Raw genomic sequence first — 13,836 nt, forward strand, 5'->3', positions numbered from 1 at the left:
TGCCTGGCGCACCAAAAAAAAAAGCAGATCCGCTTGGATCTGCTTTTTTCAAAACTGGTGGGTGGTGCAGGGATCGAACCTGCGACCCTCGCCTTGTAAGGGCGATGCTCTCCCAGCTGAGCTAACCACCCGGGAAAAAGGTTGGCGGAGCGGACGGGACTCGAACCCGCGACCCCCGGCGTGACAGGCCGGTATTCTAACCAACTGAACTACCGCTCCGCAACGATCCAACTTTATCGAAAAAGTTAAACCGGCAATCCGCTTTAAAAGTGGTGGGTGGTGCAGGGATCGAACCTGCGACCCTCGCCTTGTAAGGGCGACGCTCTCCCAGCTGAGCTAACCACCCACTTCGTAGCCTTACTGTTCTTCAGGCTTAAAGCGGTCACTTGCTGCGCTTGGCGCTTGCTGATTCAGCGTTGCTGTCTCAACCAAGTGAGACGCGCATTTTAAGCATTTCGCTCACAGTGTCAAATGTTTTCCCGAAAATTTCTTAAATTTTTTCCGGCACCGGCAATATTGACCATTTGTTGATCAAAATCATAAGCTTGAGCGCTAAAAGATCCACCATCTCCCGCCGGATTCCTCTTCACGCCTGCGTTCGCGCTCACGCTCGAGCATGGCATATTCCCGCTCAAGCTCCTCCATCTTGCGATCCGCCTCAAGCGGCACGGTTGGGCCGCCACCGAAGGGCCAGTACCAGGAGGCAGACTCGTACCTGCCTTCCTCCTTCAGGCGTTCGATTTCGATCTCTCTCTCTTCTTCCAGTGCGGCTTTGCGCTTTTCGTAATCTTCATCCTCATTCACTTCAACAATGGAAGTAGCCGCATGGTTCGGCGCCAACAGATCGCTGTTCAGAAACAGCGTAGACACAATCTGGTCTGCCTGCATGGCGTAGTCACGGGTCACCAGCTGCAAATCGCCGGACGCCAGCGGATGCTCCGGGTCCAGGCCCGGGTTCGGCTGTTCCGGCTCGGTCAGTTCGTTATAGCGAAGGTAGTAAATCTGCCCCGGCTTAACTTCCAGCGTAGCATCGGCAATCAGGCTCAGGCTGAAGGAGTTCAGACCCTCCAACCCCAAAAGCGGCCGGCGCATGGCAATATGCCGCTCACCCGGTTTTACCTCAAGCCAGGTGTAGCTGTTGTTGCGGATATTGAAGTAATGATGGTCATCAATATAGACACTGGGCGATTCGATCTCATCGGCCGCCCATTGGGAGTGGGTCCGGTAGAAATACAACAGGGCGTTGTTCTGGTCCCACTGGTCGTTGTCGATATGCACAAAGTCGTGGCCGGAAACCGGGTGCAGAAATGCCCCCACGCTTTTACCAATCGACTGGTAAACCGTACAGCCGGACAACATCGCCACACAAAGCAGTGCAGCCACTGGCTTCGCAGGCACCGCAACCGGCCTCAGGAAAGGTACTCGGATTTTCATTGTTATGTGCTCTTCATCCCTTATCGAGTTGGCTGATCATAACAACTGCCAACTCCAAGAAATGAGAGCTACCGCAAGGGATGGCTACAAACCGTTACACGACGCCGGAAAAGCTCCTGCCTAAGCTTACTGGGCGCGCAGCTGATTAACCTCCTCAGACAAACGAACCAGGCGGGAAGTCAGCTGCGAACGGGAAGCATCAATCGCCGCTACGGTTTTCTTCAGCTGAGCCAGCTCATTACGCAACGCCCTCACCTCCGCATCGCCGGCACTGCTGTCTGATGCTTTCTCCAAAGACCCAATCCGGCTTTCGATGCCATCCAGTGTCAGCTTCTGTTCCTGCTGGAACCGGCGAATACGACCATCAACCAGCTCATCAACCCCGGCCACCTGCTCAGATACCTCCGCAACCTCCCCTTGCAGCGCTTCACCCGCCTTGGCCAGCTCGGCCACCCGGGTTTCCACCGCGTCCACATCCGAAGCCAACCCAGCCCGGACCTGCTCAACCTGTTCGCCCACCCCGGTAATTGCCTTCTCGGCCTCAACGAGCTTGCCATCTATCGACGCCAGCCGCTCCTGGTGCTCGTCCAGTCGCTTCTTGTTGCGTTCATTGGCAATCGCCCAGAGTTTGCGGATCTCGCTGTCGGCCGCATCAATCTGCTTCTTATTGGCCGCCAACTGCTCCTCAAGAGAAGCGCCCCGCTCCTGCAAAGATTCTCCGGTCTCCGACAGCTCACCCTCAAACCGCGCCAGCGCCAGCTTACTCTGCCGCGCCCAGTAATCAGCCTCCTCCAGCTGCCCCTCCAGGGCCTGAATCCGCTGCTCCTGAAAATACCAGCCCGCCCCGGCACCCGCAGCAACCACCAGCAACAACAACCAGACCAACCCGGAACCACCCCCCGAACCCCCGGCCTTATCCTGCTTCGGCGGCCTGGGTGGTTTTGGCGGCTTCTCAGCCTTCTGCTTCGGCTTATCCGCCTTCACCGGCTTCTGCTTTCCGGGCGCAGTTTCCCTGGGCTCTGCGGCACCAAAAGGCTCGTCAGCAATCAGCTCGTCATCATCCGGGCGGATAGGTTCCATTACAGCTCCTGAAAAATGCGTATTAACAATAATGGCCTCGATAATACCCGCTGTTACGTGACTCTTAAAATGACAGCTTATAAAGGTTTATCAGTGGCGGATAACTGCACCGAATTCCGGGATTCGTCCGGGCCGTCTTTTCCGGAAATTTCGAAGGCCATGGATGGCCTGAGAGAAGCGCCCATGGACGGGCTTGTAGCGGTTTCCGGAAAAGACGGCCCGGACGGATCCTATAACAAAGCAGAAGTTGCATGGTAAGTAGCCAAAACATACAATGGCCGGCTTTCCAATTATCACAGGACAGTTGCACATGCAGCCGCTTGTAGGACTCATCATGGGCTCGAAATCCGACTGGCCCACCATGGAACACGCCGCCGAAATGCTCGAAAAACTCGGCGTAGCCTACGAAACCCGGGTAGTCTCCGCCCACCGCACCCCAGACCTGCTCTTCGACTACGCCAAAACCGCCTCAGACCGCGGTTTAAAGGTAATCATCGCAGGCGCCGGCGGGGCCGCACACCTTCCCGGCATGGTTGCCTCGCAAACCTCTTTGCCGGTACTGGGTGTACCCGTACAATCAAAGGCCCTGAACGGCCTGGACTCATTACTGTCCATCGTACAAATGCCCGGCGGCATCGCCGTCGGCACCCTGGCCATCGGCAAAGCGGGTGCCACCAACGCCGGCCTGCTGGCGGCCCAGATTATCGGCACGCACGATGACAGCGTGCGAAAGGCCGTAGACGAATTCAGGGCAACCCAAACACAAACGATTCTGGACAACCCTGATCCGAAAGATCAGTAGAACCAGCTCCGGAGGCTGAATGAGAATTGGTGTACTAGGCGCTGGCCAACTAGGGCGCATGCTCGCCCTGGCCGGATACCCGCTGGCCAAAGACTTCGTTTTCTATGACATGTCCGGCAGCCCAAGCGCAGGCCTGGGCGAGACCATCGTAGACCGCGACGGCAAGTACCTGGACGACTTCCTGTCCAGGGTCGACCGCGTAACCTACGAATTCGAGCACCTTCCCGTAGAAGTTGCCGAAGAACTCGCCAAACACAAACCGGTACACCCCTGCCCCCGGGCCCTGCAGGTCTGCCAGAACCGCGTCGCCGAGAAAACCCTGTTCGGCCAGCTCGGCATTCCGACCCCGGAATGGAAAGTGGCCGACAGCGCAGATTCCCTCAAAGCTGCTGCTGAAGAGCTCGGCTGCCCGGTAGTCGCAAAATCCATCACCGAAGGCTACGACGGCAAAGGCCAGGCTGTACTGAAAAGCCCGGACCAGGCCGACGACGCCTGGGATATGATCGGCCACCCACAGGTTATCGTAGAGAAATTCGTCAATTTCAGCCGCGAAGTCTCCATCATTGCGGTACGGGCCGAAGACGGTGACGTTGCCTTCTATCCCATTGCCGAAAACACCCACCACGAAGGCATCCTGCGCTACTCCATCGCCCCGGCACCAGGCCTTCAAGCCCACGTCCAGAAAGACGCCGAGCGCTACATCAAGGCCCTGCTGAACGAACTGAACTATGTGGGCGTATTAACCCTCGAACTGTTCGAAACACCGGAAGGACTGGTAGCCAACGAAATGGCACCCAGAGTGCACAATTCCGGCCACTGGAGCATCGAAGGCGCCATGACCAGCCAGTTCGAGAACCACATCCGTGCCGTCAGCGGCCACCCGCTCGGCAGCGTGGAATCCCGTGGCCTGAGCTGCATGATCAACATCATCGGCGAGCATGGCGACATTGAACGGATACTGGAACTGCCCTACGCTCATGTGCACCTTTACAACAAAGGCGAACGGGCGGGGCGCAAGCTGGGCCATGTGAACATCCTGGCAGACAGCTACAAAGAACTGGTATGGCGCGTGCGCACCTGCGCCCAGTTCCTGCCGGGCTGCCCGGAGTTTAAAAGTTCATTAACGGCAAAGGGTTGATTTAACTCAAACCGCCCTTATATTGCTTGAACGTACATCCATAAACACAGAGAGACAGGGAGAACGACCTCATGGCATTTGAACTTCCCGCACTGCCTTACGAAAAGAATGCACTCGAGCCGCACATGTCCCAGGAAACGCTGGAATACCATTACGGCAAGCACCACCAGACTTACGTAACCAAGCTGAACGGTCTGGTTGACGGCACCGATAATGCCAGCAAGTCCCTGGAAGACATCATCAAGAGCGCCAGCGGCCCGCTGTTCAACAACGCCGCCCAGGTATGGAACCACACGTTCTTCTGGAACTGCCTGAGCCCGAACGGCGGTGGCGAGCCCACTGGCGCAGCCAAGGAAGCCATCGAGAAGGCTTTCGGCTCTTTCGAAGATTTCAAAAAGGAATTCAACGACAAGGCCGCCAACAACTTCGGTTCCGGCTGGACCTGGCTGGTGAAGAAGGCTGACGGCAGCGTTGCCATCGTAAACACCAGCAACGCGGAAACTCCGCTGACTGGCGCCGACAAGCCGGTACTGACCGTCGACGTATGGGAACACGCCTACTATATCGACTACCGGAACAGCCGCCCGAACTACCTGGAGGGCTTCTGGAACCTGGTGAACTGGGATTTCGTGAACGAAAACCTGGCCTGATCAGCCACCAAGCGCATCAGCGGGTAAACTGCTGACGCCCCAAACGCCCGCCCGGGGTTACCCGCGCGGGCGTTTGTGTTTCTGAACACCATCAATCCGCTACAATCAGATACAAGGCAAATCACAAAACTCCGAAAAAATCGTCCATACTCCATGCAGTTACAGTAAATCTGGACCATACTGTTGTCCTGATCGGACAAACCGTGACAAACCCTCAAAAACACCCGTGCCGTTAACACAAGAAACTGCAGGATGCCCAGAGCCTTGGATGTAGAGCAACACCTCGGATACCGGATTCTACGCTGGATGCTGGCTACAGCCGTCATCTGCGGCGTGCTGGTGAGTTCCGTACAGGTGGTCCTTGATGCCCGCAGAGTCTCCAAGGAACTGGAAGCCCAGGCAGCGCAAACCATCAGCATGGTCCGCGATGCCGCCACCCAATCGGTGTTCAGCATTGACGACATACTGGCCCGGCAAGTCATCGACGGCCTCTTTGCGCTCAAACCTATCCATCTCGCCAGGATCACCCACCCTACGGGCGAAGAACTGGGCGGCCGCGTTCGCCCCCTGAGGGATAACGCTTTCCGACCGATCACCGACCCGATTTTCGGTGCTGTGCAGGAGTACCGCGAAAGCCTCAGCCGCAGCGCCAGCCCGGACACCGTCTACGGTTACCTGGAAATCCACTTTGATACCGCTCCGCTGGCAGCCACCTGGCTCACCCGGGCCGCCGTTACCTTTGCCTCCGGCATTGCCCTGGCGCTGATACTGGGCCTGATCATGTTCGTGGTGTTCCACCTGCTGCTGACCCGCCCCCTACTGCGCATTGTGCATTCGGTAAAGAAAGTCGACCCGGAAAAGCCCGACGACCGGCTGATTGCCTTGCCCAGGGGCCACAGAAACGATGAGCTGGGGCTCTGGGTCAATGCCACCAACAACCTTCTGGTTGGCATCGGAGACAGCCAGAAACGCCACCGAGAGGCGGAAGACCGGGTCAACAAGCTGTCCCGCTACGACCAGCTCACCGGCTTGCCAAGCCGGGATACCTTCCTGGAATCCCTTCGGGACGAAATAATCACGGCCCAGAAGAACAGCCGGACACTGGCACTGATGGTCTGCGGCATTGATGACTTCAAGTCGGTAAACGACCAATGCGGCTTCCGCACCGGCGACATCATCCTGCAAACCATGGCCAGCCGCCTGACCGCCAACCTGCCCGCCGAGCGCTTCATGGTGGCGCGCCTTGGCAGTGACCAGTTCGTCATCGTGGAGAAAAACCTGAAAGACGGCTTCCAGGCTGCAGAAACCGCAGAAAAGATCCTCGCCAGCTTCGCAACACCGGTGAATGCGGGCAACCACCGAATTTCACTGACGGCCACCATCGGCATCGCCCTTTATCCATCAGATGCCAAGAAAGCAGACCCCTTGCTGCAAAGCGCCGAGCAGACCATGGCACTGGCCAAGCGCAGCAGCCACAACCACTTCCAGTTTTACGTGGCCAGCATCGACAAACAGATCCGCGAGCGCAAACAGCTGGAGAAAGACCTGGCCTCCGCCCTGGTAAACCACGAATTCCACCTGGTGTACCAGCCCCAGATCAACCTGAGCAACAAGCAAGTGATTGGTGCCGAAGCCCTGCTGCGCTGGGAGCACCCGGAGAAAGGCCTGGTTCCGCCGGATTATTTCATCCCGGTAGCGGAAGCCAACGGATCCATCGTGGAAATCGGCCAGTGGGTTCTGGACCAGGCCTGCTGGCAGGCCGCCCGCTGGGCCAGCGAGGGCAAGTCACTGCGTGTGGCCGTTAACCTTTCGGCGGTTCAGCTACGGCAGGAGTCTATTGTGGAGGATATCCTCGGTGCACTGGATCGCCATCACCTGCCCGCCGCCCTGCTGGAACTGGAAGTGACAGAAACCAGCTTCATGACCAACATGGCCGACGCCATCCGAAAGCTGAACCAGCTACAGCAGGCAGGCATTGTGATCTCGGTGGATGATTTTGGTACCGGCTACTCCTCCCTGACCTATCTGAAGAAGATGCCGGTACACAGCCTCAAAATCGACAAACAGTTTATCCGGGACCTCCTGGTCAACGAGGAAGACACCCGCATTGCCAACATCATCATCGACCTGGGCCGCAGCCTGAATCTCAAGGTTATTGCCGAGGGCGTGGAGACTGCGGAACAGGAGGCTTACCTTACCCGCAGAGGCTGCGATATCGGCCAGGGCTACTTTTTCAGCAAACCGGTACCACCCAGGGATTTTGAGAGCTTCTTAAAGACATTCCACCGGAATATCGTGGAAAATAACACCTGAACAACCTGTTAACCCTCCAAGGAGTCGTCATGGGAACCACTGTCATCGGCCTTGTTGTTATTGCCGTTGTCGTTTTCTACCTGGTTTTTATCTATAACCAGCTGGTATCACTGCGCAACCAGTTCAAGAACGGGTTCGCCCAGATTGATGTGCAACTGCAGCGCCGGCACGATCTGATTCCCAACCTGGTGGAATCCGCCAAGGCGTATATGGATCATGAAAAATCCACCCTCACCCAGGTGATGGAAGCCCGAAACAACGCCGTCAGCGCCCAGAAAGATGCCGCCACTGACCCCAGCGACAGCACCAAGATCCAACGCCTGGGTGGCGCTGAAAACCTGCTGACCAAGGCCCTGGCCAATTTCTACGCGGTTGCCGAGAACTACCCGGACCTCAAGGCCAACGAAACCGTACAGCAGCTGATGGAAGAACTGTCCAGCACCGAAAACCGGGTTGCCTTCGCGCGGCAGGCCTATAACGACGGTGTCATGAGCTACAACATCTTCCGGGAGAAATTCCCCAACAACATTGTTGCCGGCATGTTCGCCTTCAAGGAAACTGCCCAGCTGCAACTGGAGACCCCGGAAGCCCGCCAGGCACCGAAAGTCAGCTTCTGAGGCCTGAGCCATGGCAAACCCCGGTTTCTTTCAGCGCCAGGCCCACGCCCGGCGCAACACCGGCCTGCTCGTTGTCCTGTTCCTGACCGCTGTTATCCTCATTACCCTCGCGGTATGCCTGGTGGGCTACGCCACCACCCGCAGCGACACCTCCTACCTGCCCTTCCACACCTGGCTGATGTCGAGCCATGGCCTGGTCACTGCCGTGGCCGTGGTATTGCTGGTCGGGATCGGCTCGCTGATCCGCTGGGTGGACCTAGCCGGCGGTGGCAGCCGGGTAGCGAAGATGGTCGGTGCACGGCTCATTGAACCCGACACCCGGGACCCGGAAGAGCGGAAGCTGCGCAACATTGTCGAAGAAATGGCTATCGCCAGCGGCGTGTCGGTACCGGAACTCTATGTAATGGACCAGGAAACCGGCATCAATGCCTTTGTGGCGGGCTACACACCCGGTGAGGCGGTGATGGTGGTAACCCATGGCGCCCTCACCCACCTGAGCCGCGACGAGCTTCAGGGCGTGGTGGGCCACGAATTCAGCCACATCTTCAACGGCGACATGCGCCTGAACGTGCGCCTTATTTCCCTGCTTGCGGGTATCCTGATGATTGGCCAGATCGGCCACTTCCTGCTGCGGGCCGGTTTTTACAGTGGCGCCCGCAGCCGTGGCAACCGGGATGGCCGTGCCCAGGCATTGATCGGCCTGATGGGCCTGGCCCTGATGATCATCGGTTATGTGGGGGTATTCTTCGGCCGGCTGATTCAGGCGGCAGTCTCCCGCCAGCGGGAAATGCTGGCCGATGCGTCATCGGTGCAGTTCACCCGTAATCCGGAAGGCATTGGTGGTGCACTGTTTAAAATCGGGATGAAAGGCGGCTACCTGGACACCACCAGCCACGCCAGCGATATGAACCATATGTGTTTTGGCGAATCCGCCCGGATGAAATTCACCAGCCTGCTGGCTTCGCATCCCCCCGTCGACGAACGCATCAACGCCATCCAGCCCGGGCTACTGGCGCGCCTGCGCAGCCGGCTGAGGGATACCGAACCGGACAGCGCCCTGCGCAAGAGGCCGGCAGAGAGCGCCAGCACACACGTTGGCGACCTGGTCAATCAGGTCGTCGAACCCGCCCGCGGTAGCCATGGTGGCAACCGCTTCTCCCCTGTGCGCTCCTCGCTGGCCGCCGGCACCGGAGAAAACGCAGCCACCCTGTCGAAAAGAGTGGGCACCGTTACCCCCCAAAGCGAGGCTTTCGCGGCCCACCTTCTGCAGCAACTGCCATCCACCTTCCGCAGCCTGCTCTATACCCGGGCCGGCGCCATTCAGCTCTGCTATGGTCTGTTGATCCGTGAACTGCCGGGCCAGCAACAGCAGGAATGGCTTGCTCTGATTCCCGAGCATTCGCTGCTGGGCGCCAAGGCGACCCTGCTCGACAAATTACTGCCCACCCTGGCAAGGCTGGGCGATTCCGCCCGTTTCCCGGTACTGGAGCTGGCCATGCCCGCCCTGAGAAAGCTGGACCCGGACGAACGACAACAGCTGATCAGCAATGTTCAGAAGCTGGTGGCAGCAGACAAGCGGGTGAACCTGTTCGAGCTGGCACTCACCACCTTCCTCAACCGCCACCTGGGTGCCGGTGCCGAAGAGATCATTCCGGTGAAATACCGCAACTACCGGCAGGTATTGCCGGCGATCAGCCGCGTGCTGAGCCTGTTTGCCCGGGCGGGCAGCGACTCAAGCGAGCAAGCCGGTCAACTGTACCGGCAGGCCATGGCCGGTTTTGGCAGCGGCACAGAGCAGGACGCAGAACAGAAAGTGTCTATGCGCCAGCTGAGCGAAGCCCTGCATATGCTGAGCCGCCTGTCGCCACTCTTGAAACCGGGCATCATCGACGCCTGTGGCTACTGCATCAGCCACGACGGCAAGGTAGATGTAAAAGAATACGAACTGATGAGACTGGTGGCAGACCAGCTGGATTGCCCGATGCCACCACTTTGATTTCGCCCGGCAGAAATAAAAAGGCCAGGCTCTTGAATGGGAGCCTGGCCTTTTTCGATTCGGCGTCTGTTACTGGCGACGACCTTCAAACAGCATGTCGACAGATGGCTGCTGGTCCGGGGCTGGCAAGCCAAGCTTCTCACGCACGCTCAGGTCCACATCCCACAGGCGATTAAACTTCTCGGTGGTTGCCGCCACGCTCTCGTCTTTGCCCAGCATAATGGTCGGGCGCAGGAACACCAGCAGGTTACGCTTCACGCGGGTTTCGGATTCCGAGGAGAACAAACGGCCCAGCAGCGGGATATCTCCCAGCAGCGGCACCTTGCTTTTGCTCACCTGGTAGTCGTCTTTGATCAGACCACCCAGCACCACGGTTTCGCCGTCATCGGCCAGCACCGTGGTTTTGATTTCCCGCTTGTTGGTGATCAGGTCAGAGGCACCGGCCACGTTGGTGGTAGAGATATCCTCGGTGGTCTGCTCAACCACCAGCCGTACCAGGCCATCGGCACTGATGGTTGGCGTCACCTTCAGGGACAGGCCCACATCCCGTCGCTCGATGGTAGTGAACGGGTTGGTGGTACCGTCCCCGGTTACCGTGGACTCACCGGTCCGGAACGGAACGTTCTGGCCCACGATGATTTCGGATTCCTGGTTATCCAGGGTAATGATGCTCGGCGTCGACAACAGGTTGGCGGCCGAGGAAGACGACAGCGCCTGAATCAACACGCCCCAGGTAATACCGTTTTCGTCACGCTCGCCGGCACCGATGGTAATACCGCCGCCAAGCTGGGGAATCATATCGCCCACCAGCGCACCGATAACCGAGTTCAGGCCCACCATGCCTTCACCGCTGGTCAGGTTGGTGCCGATTGCTGGTACCGAGCCAACAGATTCATCACCGGCCGCAAGCTGAACGCCCAACTGGTCGCCCAGCTCGTCGCTGATTTCAACGATGGCGGCCTCAATCATCACCTGGGCACGACGCACATCCAGGGCCGCCACAATCTGCTCCGCTTCCTGCATGAGAGAAGGCTCACCGCGAACCACCAGGGCGTTCAGGCCTTCATCAGCAAACACGGAGAACGAGGAAGACTGGCGACTGCCAGACCCACCACCGGCAGCACCGCTGGCACCGGGCGCTTCACGGGCGACTTCACCCATCACACCCTTGAGAATCTCGGTCAGCACCTTGGCATCGGCATGGCGAAGGCGGATTACATTGGTGGTACCGCCGGTAGCAGAGGGCTGGTCCAGTTGGCGGATCAGGCCGCGCATCTTGTCGCGGAAGGTCTGGTCGCCACGCAGAATCAGGCGGTTACTGCGCTCATCAGCCGTCACGTTATACTTGCGCGCCACGTTATCGCCACCGGAGCGACCCAGCTCATCCGGGGCCAGTTCCTGCAGCAGCTTAACCATGTCACCGACCCAGGCTTCTTTAAGCTGGATAACTTCGACTTCGTATTTCGACGGGCTGTCCAGTTCGCGCACAATCTGCTCAATGCGCTGAATGTTGGAGGAATGGTCGCTGACAATCAGTGCGTTGGCTGCCGCCACACCGGCCAGGTGGCCATACTTTGCCACTAGCGGGCGCAGGATGGGCACCAGCTCCAGGGCGTTGGCGTTGTCGATCTGGATTACCCGGGTGATCAGCTGTTCCGAAGGGGTAACAGTGAAGCGATCCAGAATCTCGGCAGACTGCTTGGCATCCACCTGCTGAACAATCTTCACCACTTCCTCACCGGGTATGGCGGTGAAACCGTGAACGTTCAGCACGGCCAGGAACAGGTCGTAGATTTCGTCTTTGTTCATGGGGGCGCTGGACAACACCGTTACCTTGCCCTTTACCCGGGGGTCCACCACAAAACTGTAGCCGGTTATATCGGCAACCTGGGTGACAAAGGCCCGGATATCAGCATCCTTGAGGTTAAGCCGCCAGGTTTCCTCCTGGGCCTGAACCACCGACATCACCGGCAGCAGGATTACAAACAGAAGGGTCCGGAGAAGATTGGTTTTGTGGTTATACATCTGGCGATATCATCCTGTTGTAAATTACCCGTTCAGCGCCACTGTTCGGGTATGGCATAACTGACGGTGAGTATGGATCCGTCACGCTCTATTTCTATATCCAGCTGGCTCTGGTTCCGCCAGTCATCCAGCAACGCCTTGTCCTGTTCTACATCACCCAGGCGCTGGCCGTTAATGGCTGTAATGACATCCCCCGGGCGCAGATTGACCGCATTCAGCATCGGGTTGGAACCATCATACACATAACCCGACTGCCCGGACTCGTCTGCCGGGCTCAAACCGTAGGCTGCCAGCGCTGCCGCGCCTTCGGAATCCAGCCTGGCCCGGGCATCGGCAAGATAGGAGTCTGGCGATTGTGCCGCCTGTTGCGGCTGTTCCGCAACCATTGCCTCCACTCCGATGTCTTCCTCGAACGCCAGGGATTCGTATCGACCACCCCGGCGCAACAAAATCCTTTGAGGCTCTACTTCCGCTAACTCGGCGTTGCCCGGTAGCGTATCCCCTACCCGATAATACTCGGTTTCGCCGTTACTGCCGGCGACAATGGCTCCGGACTCTTCCGGCACGGGGCCAATCAGCACACCTTCAAGTTTCAACCGAAGGCCGGTTTCGGGTGCCGAGCGACGTACAACATCCGCCACGCCAGCCTGCCCTTCCGGCCGCCCGAAAAACTCGTACCCGGCCACCGAAGCCAGCTCGCCACCGGCCGGCCCTGACGCAGGTCCACCGGCCTGGCCGTATATCTCCGGAACCGGCCGGTCGTTCCATGCGAACAACCAGGTGATCTTCGCCAGCTCAACGCCAAGAACCACGACCAACACCACCAGCAACAGATTGGCGACCATGCGCGCCATGCGCTCCTGAACCTGTACCGACAAACCTGCCACCTCAGAACCCTCCGGGCAGCAGCGGCTGCCTGACCCGGAAGACTACATCATCCGGGCTTGCGGAATCCGGCCAGGGTTGTCCTGCCAGGTCCACCATGCGTTTGTACACGCGAATCCCCATCATGCCATCGCGGCCTATGCTGGCATCGGCTGCCGGGCCACTGGCACCCTGCTCGGCGATGGTCAGGGCGACTCCGTCTGCCACGGTGTCCAGGTTGGCCTGCATGGGCGGGAACCGTGCCTGGCCGGTGTCGTTACCCATGGGCCAGGTGACCAGCCCTCCGGGCCAGCGTCCTGAACCTTCCGCCTGCTGCAAACGGTTATCGGCCCAGGCCACCTGAAAACGATCAACCGATACCTGCCCTTCTATCATCGCACCACCGCTCTGGCGAATCAGGTCCCTGAATTCGGCCACGGTAACGGCACCCTTGCCGCTTACTTCAAAATTAGCGGGCCAGCCCAGGCTGGCAAGGCATTCAATGCGGGATTGTGACGAAGACACTGAAAATTCGACAGGCAATGCCAGTTCCGTGACCGAAGGCCAACGTAACTGCCAGTGCACCCTTGCCGGGAAGCCTCCGAGGTTCAATCCGGCGGCGCCATTCCAGAGCTGCCCGGAAACCTGCTGCACCTGAATCTGGGGAGGTAACTGGATGTGCCCGGAAGCCTTGTGCCAAAGCCATCCGGCGGGCACCCAGAACACCAGCGTTACCCCATAAACCACAAGGCCGAGCAGCAGCAGAAGAATAAACTTGCCGGGGCCAAGGAAGGATTTTTTCGGGGATTCGCTCATTGCATCCTGCACATTTAAAAACCGGTAGCCGAGTCTATCAAAGCCACCCTGCAAGTTCATGACAAAAAAACGAAAAACCCCGCGCCAGTGTGAACCAGCGC

Annotated in this window: 11 protein-coding genes and 3 tRNA genes; 6 read left to right on the plus strand and 8 right to left on the minus strand. The window is 58.5% G+C overall.

From position 1 onward, the window contains the following. Positions 1 to 55 precede the first annotated feature (55 nt). The 5 genes from Q668_RS09255 to Q668_RS09275 all read right to left on the minus strand — a co-directional run bounded on the left by Q668_RS09255 (position 56) and on the right by Q668_RS09275 (position 2,514). Positions 56 to 131 (minus strand) — tRNA-Val (locus Q668_RS09255). Positions 132 to 142: 11 nt separating this feature from the next. Beyond that, a tRNA-Asp gene (locus Q668_RS09260) sits at positions 143 to 219 on the minus strand. A 51-nt stretch (positions 220 to 270) separates the two neighbouring features. Next, positions 271 to 346, minus strand: a tRNA-Val gene (locus Q668_RS09265). A 206-nt stretch (positions 347 to 552) separates the two neighbouring features. Continuing rightward, positions 553 to 1,434 carry a DUF2846 domain-containing protein gene (locus Q668_RS09270; protein WP_022989330.1) on the minus strand — a complete coding sequence of 294 codons (882 nt, stop codon included), beginning with the start codon at positions 1,432 to 1,434 and terminating at the stop codon, positions 553 to 555. A gap of 126 nt (positions 1,435 to 1,560) precedes the next feature. Beyond that, positions 1,561 to 2,514: a hypothetical protein gene (locus Q668_RS09275; RefSeq protein WP_022989331.1), complete on the minus strand. Its 954-nt coding sequence runs from the start codon at positions 2,512 to 2,514 to the stop codon at positions 1,561 to 1,563. Between the two features lie 310 nt (positions 2,515 to 2,824). On the opposite strand from Q668_RS09275, the gene purE reads away from it, so the two are divergent. From purE to Q668_RS09305, 6 genes are all read left to right on the plus strand, one after another. Next, positions 2,825 to 3,316, plus strand: a complete 492-nt coding sequence (gene purE, locus Q668_RS09280; protein WP_022989333.1) for a 5-(carboxyamino)imidazole ribonucleotide mutase — start codon at positions 2,825 to 2,827, stop codon at positions 3,314 to 3,316. A 19-nt stretch (positions 3,317 to 3,335) separates the two neighbouring features. Next, entirely contained in the window at positions 3,336 to 4,454 is a 1,119-nt protein-coding gene (locus tag Q668_RS09285) for a 5-(carboxyamino)imidazole ribonucleotide synthase (RefSeq protein ID WP_036219640.1), read from the plus strand. Positions 4,455 to 4,525: 71 nt separating this feature from the next. Next, positions 4,526 to 5,104, plus strand: coding sequence for a superoxide dismutase [Fe] (sodB, locus tag Q668_RS09290; RefSeq protein ID WP_022989335.1), 579 nt, complete (start codon positions 4,526 to 4,528; stop codon positions 5,102 to 5,104). A 252-nt stretch (positions 5,105 to 5,356) separates the two neighbouring features. Next, positions 5,357 to 7,417 carry a putative bifunctional diguanylate cyclase/phosphodiesterase gene (locus tag Q668_RS09295; RefSeq protein WP_036219642.1) on the plus strand — a complete coding sequence of 687 codons (2,061 nt, stop codon included), beginning with the start codon at positions 5,357 to 5,359 and terminating at the stop codon, positions 7,415 to 7,417. Between the two features lie 29 nt (positions 7,418 to 7,446). Further along, entirely contained in the window at positions 7,447 to 8,034 is a 588-nt protein-coding gene (locus Q668_RS09300; protein WP_022989337.1) for a LemA family protein, read from the plus strand. 10 nt (positions 8,035 to 8,044) lie between these two features. After that, on the plus strand, positions 8,045 to 10,030 hold the full coding sequence (locus Q668_RS09305) for a M48 family metallopeptidase (protein ID WP_022989338.1): 1,986 nt from the start codon (positions 8,045 to 8,047) through the stop codon (positions 10,028 to 10,030). 69 nt (positions 10,031 to 10,099) lie between these two features. Here Q668_RS09305 and gspD read toward each other — a convergent pair whose 3' ends face one another. From gspD to gspN, 3 genes are read right to left on the minus strand one after another with little or no spacing between them, the layout of a single operon-like run. Then, positions 10,100 to 12,055, minus strand: a complete 1,956-nt coding sequence (gene gspD / locus Q668_RS09310; RefSeq protein ID WP_022989339.1) for a type II secretion system secretin GspD — start codon at positions 12,053 to 12,055, stop codon at positions 10,100 to 10,102. Positions 12,056 to 12,087: 32 nt separating this feature from the next. Then, positions 12,088 to 12,942 (minus strand): type II secretion system protein N, encoded by an 855-nt coding sequence (locus tag Q668_RS09315; protein WP_022989340.1) that lies wholly within the window; start codon positions 12,940 to 12,942, stop codon positions 12,088 to 12,090. Between the two features lies 1 nt (position 12,943). Further along, positions 12,944 to 13,735, minus strand: a complete 792-nt coding sequence (gene gspN, locus Q668_RS09320) for a type II secretion system protein N (RefSeq protein ID WP_022989341.1) — start codon at positions 13,733 to 13,735, stop codon at positions 12,944 to 12,946. Positions 13,736 to 13,836: the final 101 nt, after the last annotated feature.

Origin of the sequence: Marinobacter sp. ES-1 (assembly GCF_000475255.1) — a bacterium.
GTDB lineage: Bacteria > Pseudomonadota > Gammaproteobacteria > Pseudomonadales > Oleiphilaceae > Marinobacter > Marinobacter vinifirmus.